This is a genomic window from Streptomyces sp. NPDC091292 (assembly GCF_044757265.1).
Lineage (GTDB): Bacteria > Actinomycetota > Actinomycetes > Streptomycetales > Streptomycetaceae > Streptomyces.
Map to the genome: position 1 here is coordinate 1 of NZ_JBIVUQ010000048.1, position 5,684 is coordinate 5,684.

Annotated in this window: 1 protein-coding gene; it reads left to right on the forward strand. The window is 67.2% G+C overall.

Going from position 1 to position 5,684, the window contains the following annotated elements; all coding sequences use genetic code 11:
• Positions 1 to 219: 219 nt before the first annotated feature.
• Positions 220 to 5,684 (forward strand): amino acid adenylation domain-containing protein (locus ACIQNU_RS43730; RefSeq protein ID WP_401378295.1); only part of this gene is annotated, 5,465 nt, incomplete at its 3' end.

Consider the following 5,684-nt stretch of genomic DNA (forward strand, 5'->3'; position numbering starts at 1 on the left):
GGTTCGCGGGTGTATGTGTTGGATGGGTTTTTGGGTGTGGTTCCGGTGGGTGTGGTGGGGGAGTTGTTTGTGGGTGGGGTTCAGGTGGGGCGGGGTTATGTGGGGCGTGCGGGGTTGACGGGTGAGCGGTTTGTGGCTGATCCGTTTGCTGGGGATGGCAGTCGGATGTATCGGACGGGGGATCGGGTGCGGTGGTTGGGGGATGGGCGGTTGGAGTTTGTGGGGCGGGTGGATGGTCAGGTGAAGGTGCGTGGTTTCCGGGTGGAGCCGGGTGAGGTGGAGGCTGTGTTGGTGGGGCATGCGGGGGTGGGGTCTGCGGTGGTGGTGGCGAGTGGTGAGGGTGCGGGGCGTCGTCTGGTGGCGTATGTGGTTCCGGGTGGTGGGGGTGGGGGGATGCCGTCGGTGGGGGAGTTGCGTGCGTTTGTGGGCGGGCGGTTGCCGGAGTACATGGTTCCGTCGGTGTTCGTGGAGTTGGGTGAACTCCCGCTGACCGCCAACGGCAAACTCAACCACGCCGCCCTGCCCGAACCTCATGTCCACCAGTCCGACCGCGAAGATTTCATGTCTCCGGTCACCACGACCGAGGAACTGCTGGCCGACGTCTGGGCCGAGGTCCTGGGCGTGGACCGGGTTGGCGTCGACGACGACTTCTTCGACCTGGGCGGCCATTCGCTGGTTGCCACGCAGGCAATCTCCCGTATCCGCGAGGTGTTCGGCGTCAAGGTGCCGCTCTCGGCCCTCTTCAACGAGCCGACGCTGCGGGGCCTCGCTTCGGTGGTGGAGAGCTCCGCCCGTGACATCGCGCCGCCGGTGGTGCGGATCGACCGGGACCAGACGATCCCGGCGTCCTTCGGCCAGCAGCGCCTATGGTTCCTCGACCAGTTCGACCCGGGCTCCGCCGAGTACATATCACCCCTGCACCTGCGCCTGCGAGGTGCCCTGGATGTGGCGGCGTTGGGTGCGGCGTTGAGTGGGGTGGTGGCGCGGCATGAGGTGTTGCGGACGCGTCTGGTGGCGGGTGCGGATGGTGTGGCTCATCAGGTGATCGATGAGGCGGTGCCTGTTGAGTTGAGGGTGGTGGAGGTGCCGGCCGGGGCGGATCCGGTGGTTGCGGTGCGGGCGGTGGTGGCGGCGGATGCGCGGGTTCCCTTCGACTTGGCGCGCGGGCCGTTGCTGCGGGCGACGCTGGTCAGGGTTGCCGCGCATGAACATGTGCTGGCGTTGTCGATGCATCACGTGGTGTCGGACGAGTGGTCGGGCCGGATTCTGCGGCGTGAGCTGGCGGCGTTGTACGAGGCGTTCCGTGCGGGGGATCCGGATCCGCTGCCGCCGCTAGTGGTGCAGTACGCGGACTTCGCGGTCTGGCAGCGCGGGTGGCTGACCGGTGACGTGCTCGACGCCCAGCTCGCGTACTGGCGTGACCGGCTCGGTGGCGTACCAACCCTCGAACTGCCCACCGACCGACCCCGCCCCGCCGTCCGCTCGGCAGACGGTGGCGTCGTCAAGTTCGCTGTGCCGGCGGAGTCGGCAAGGCGATTGCGCGCGCTCTCCCGCGCGCACGGGGTGACCATGTCGATGACGTCGCTGGCGGCCTTCAACATTCTGCTGGGCCGGTATGCGGGGACCGATGACGTGGTGGTGGGCACACCGGTCGCGAACCGGAACCGTGCCGAGACCGAGGACCTGATCGGGTTCTTCGTCAACACACTCGTGATGCGGACGGACCTGTCCGGCGACCCCACCCTCGCCGAACTCCTCGGCCGCGTACGCGAGACCGCACTCAGTGCCTACGCCCACCAGGACCTCCCGTTCGAGCAGCTCGTGGACGAACTTGTCACGGAGCGGGACCGCTCGCGCAGCCCCCTCTTCCAGGTCCTGTTCAACTACGACACGGCGGATACGGCGGCCGACACAGTCCACGGCAACACTGACCTGCGCTGGGAGGGCGGCGCCGACCTGACCGCGGAGTACTCGGCCGACCGCCCGATGCTGGTGAGTGTCGATCTGGCGGTGAGGCTCGGGGACAGCGGCGACGGTTTGGTGGGCGAGGTCCAGTACAGCACTGCGCTGTTTGACGCGGTGACGATGGAGCGCCTGGCCGGCCACCTGGTCTCGGTGTTGGAGGCTGTGGCTGCTGCGGATGCGGGGCTGCGGGTGGGTGAGCTGTCGGTGTTGTCTGTGGGTGAGCGTGAGGAGTTGGTGGGTGGTGGGGTTGGTGAGGTGGTGGTGTTGCCGTCGGTGGGTGGTGTGCATGAGCTGATTGCTGAGCGGGCTTCGGCGGGTCCGGATGTGGTGGCGGTGGTGGCGGGTGGGGAGGTGTTGACGTATGGGGGGTTGATGGCGCGGGCGAATCGTCTTGCGCATTGTCTGCGTGGGTTGGGTGTGGGTGCTGAGTCGGTGGTGGGTTTGTGTTTGCCGCGTGGGGTGGGCATGGTGGTTGCGGTGTTGGGGGTGTGGCAGGCGGGTGGTGCGTATTTGCCGTTGGATCCGGAGTATCCGGTGGAGCGGTTGGAGTTCATGGTTGCTGATGGTGGGGTGTCGGTGTTGGTGGGTGAGCGGTCGGTGGCGGAGGGGCTGCCGGTGGAGCATGTGGTGTGGCTTGATGACGCTGAGGTGAGGGCCGAGTTGGCTGGTTTGTCGTCGGGTGCGCCGGAGGGTGTGGTGCTGTCGGGTGATCAGTTGGCGTATGTGATTTATACGTCGGGTTCGACGGGTCGGCCGAAGGGTGTGCAGGTTGGTCATGGTGGTGTGGTGAATTTGGCGTTGGCGTTGGGGCCGGTGTTGGGTGTGGGGTTGGGTGTGCGGGTGTTGCAGTTTGCGTCGTTGGGTTTTGATGCGGCGGTGTTGGATGTGGTGGTGACGTTGGTGGGTGGGGGGTCGTTGGTGGTGGCGTCGTCGGTGGAGCGGCGGGTGGGGGTGGAGTTGGGTGGTTTGGTGCGTGGTGGTGGTGTGGTGGCGGCGAGTGTGTCGCCGTCGTTGTTGGGGGTGTTGGATGGGGTGGGGTGGTCGGGTGTGGGGTGTTTGTTTGTGGGGTCGGAGCGTGTGGGTGAGGGTGTGGTGCGGGAGTGGGGTGGGGGTCGTCGGTTGTTTGTGGGGTACGGGCCGACGGAGGTGTCGGTGATTGCGTGTGCGGGGTTGGTGGATGGGGGTGTGGGGGGTGTGCCGTCGATTGGTCGGCCGTTGGCGAACACCCGTGTCTACGTACTCGACAAGCAGTTGCGCCCAGTTCCGGTGGGTGTGGCGGGTGAGTTGTTCATCGCGGGTGTGGGTGTGGCGCGGGGATACGGGGGGCGGTCCGCGCTGACGGGGGAGCGGTTTGTGGCTGATCCGTTTGCGGGGGATGGCGGTCGGATGTATCGGTCGGGGGATGTGGTGCGGTGGTTGGGGGATGGGCGGCTGGATTTTGTGGGGCGCGCGGACGATCAGGTGAAGGTGCGGGGCTTCCGGGTGGAGCCGGGTGAGGTCGAGGCGGTGCTGTCTGCCCATCCGCAGGTCCGGTCGGCTGTGGTGGTGGCGTTCGGGATGGAGGGGGATCGTCGGCTGGCGGCGTATGTGGTGCCGGCTGATGGGGGTGTGGGTGTGCCGTCGGTGGCTGAGTTGCGGGTGTTTGTGGGGGAGCGGTTGCCGGAGTTCATGGTGCCGTCGGTGTTTGTGGAGTTGGCGGGGTTGCCGTTGACGGCGAATGGGAAGCTGGATCGTTCGGCGTTGCCGGATCCTGAGGGTGTGGGGCGGGTGTTGGGGGGGTTTGTTGCTCCTTCGGGTGTGGTGGAGGAGTTGCTGGCGGGGATCTGGGGGCGGGTGCTGGGTGTGGAGCGGGTGGGCGCCCTGGACAGTTTCTTCGAGCTGGGCGGGCATTCACTCCTTGCCATGCGGGTGATCTCCCAGGTCCGCGAGGTGCTGGGCGTGGATGTTCCCGTAGCCGCCATGTTCGATCATCCGGTGGTCCGAGAACTGGCCTCGGTGATCGAAGGCATGGTGCGGGGTCCGCTGGTGGAGCCGGTGAGGGCAGTCGGCCGGGACGAGCTGCTGCCGTTGTCGTTCGCGCAACAGCGCCTGTGGTTCCTCGACCAACTCGAACCCGGGTCAACCGAGTACCACCTCCCGCTGCCGATCCGTCTCGACGGCGATCTGGACGTGGCCGCGCTGAGTGCGGCGTTGGACGCGGTGATGGCTCGGCACGAGGTGCTGCGTACCCGTCTGGTGGCGGACGCGGACGGCATGGCGCACCAGGTGATCGACCCGCCGGCCCGCTTCCCACTGCCCGTGGTGGACGTGTCCGGCAGCGATGATCCGCTGCGAGCGACGGAACGGCTGGTCGCGACAGATGCCCTGGCACCCTTCGATCTCGCGACCGGTCCACTGATCCGGGCCTGCCTGATCCGGTTGGCCGATGAGGAACACGTTCTGGCGCTGTCGATGCAGCATGTCGTCTTCGACGAGTGGTCGGGTCCCATTCTGCGGCGTGAACTCGTGGCTCTGTACGAGGCGTTCCGGGCGGGTCGGCCGGACCCATTGCCGCCGCTGGCGGTGCAGTACGCCGACTTCGCGGTATGGCAGCGCACGTGGCTCGACGGCGAGACGCTGGAACAGCAACTGGACTACTGGCGTGCCCATTTGGCCGATCTCCCGCAGTTGGAGCTGCCGACCGATCGGCCCCGCCCGCCGGTGCGCTCGTCCGAAGGCGCGGCGACGCGCTTCACCGTCTCGGCGGAGACCGCCGACGCCCTGCGCGAGGTGGCCCGCGAGGGTGGCACGACGATGTTCATGACGCTCCTCGCCGCCTTCAATGTGCTGCTGAGCCGGTATGCGGGCTCGGACGACGTGGTCGTAGGCACGCCCGTCGCCAACCGGAACCGTGCCGAGACCGAAGAGTTGATCGGACTCTTCGTCAACACGCTCGTCCTGCGCACCGACCTGTCCGGCGATCCGACCTTCGGCGAACTTCTCAGCCGCGTACGGAGTACAGCCCTGGGCGCCTACGCCCACCAGGACCTGCCGTTCGAGCAACTGGTGGACGACCTCGTCACCGAGCGGGACCGGAACCTCAGCCCGCTGTTCCAGGTGTTCTTCACCTACGCGATGGAGGATCCGCGCGACAACGCGAGCCTGCTTGAGCAGGGCCAGGGCCAGGGCCAGGGCCAGGGCCAGGGCGAGAGCCGGCTGAGGGAGGACATACGGATCAAGGGCACGGCCGCGGGAACCCGGCTCGCCCTCTTCGACCTGACCCTGAGGCTCGGTGATACCGGCGAAGGCGGCCTCTCCGGTGAACTTGAGTACAGCACGGCACTGTTCGATCAGACGACGGTCGAGGCGATGGCCCGCCACCTGGTCACCGTACTGGACACTGTTGCTCGCGATGTGGGTGTGCGGGTGGGGGATGTGTCGGTGTTGTCGGTGGGTGAGCGTGAGTTGGTGGTGGAGGGGTGGAATGCGTCGTCGGTGGGGTTGCCGTTGGTGGGTGGGGTGCATGAGCTGATCGCTGAGCGGGCTGTGGTGGCTCCGGATGCGGTGGCGGTGGTGTCGGACGGTGAGGTGTTGACGTATGGGGGGTTGATGGCGCGGGCGAATAGTCTTGCGCATTACCTCCGAGGTGTGGGTGTGGGTGCGGAGTCGGTGGTGGGTTTGTGTTTGTCGCGTGGGGTGGGTTTGGTGGTGGCGATGGTGGGGGTGTGGCAGGCGGGTGG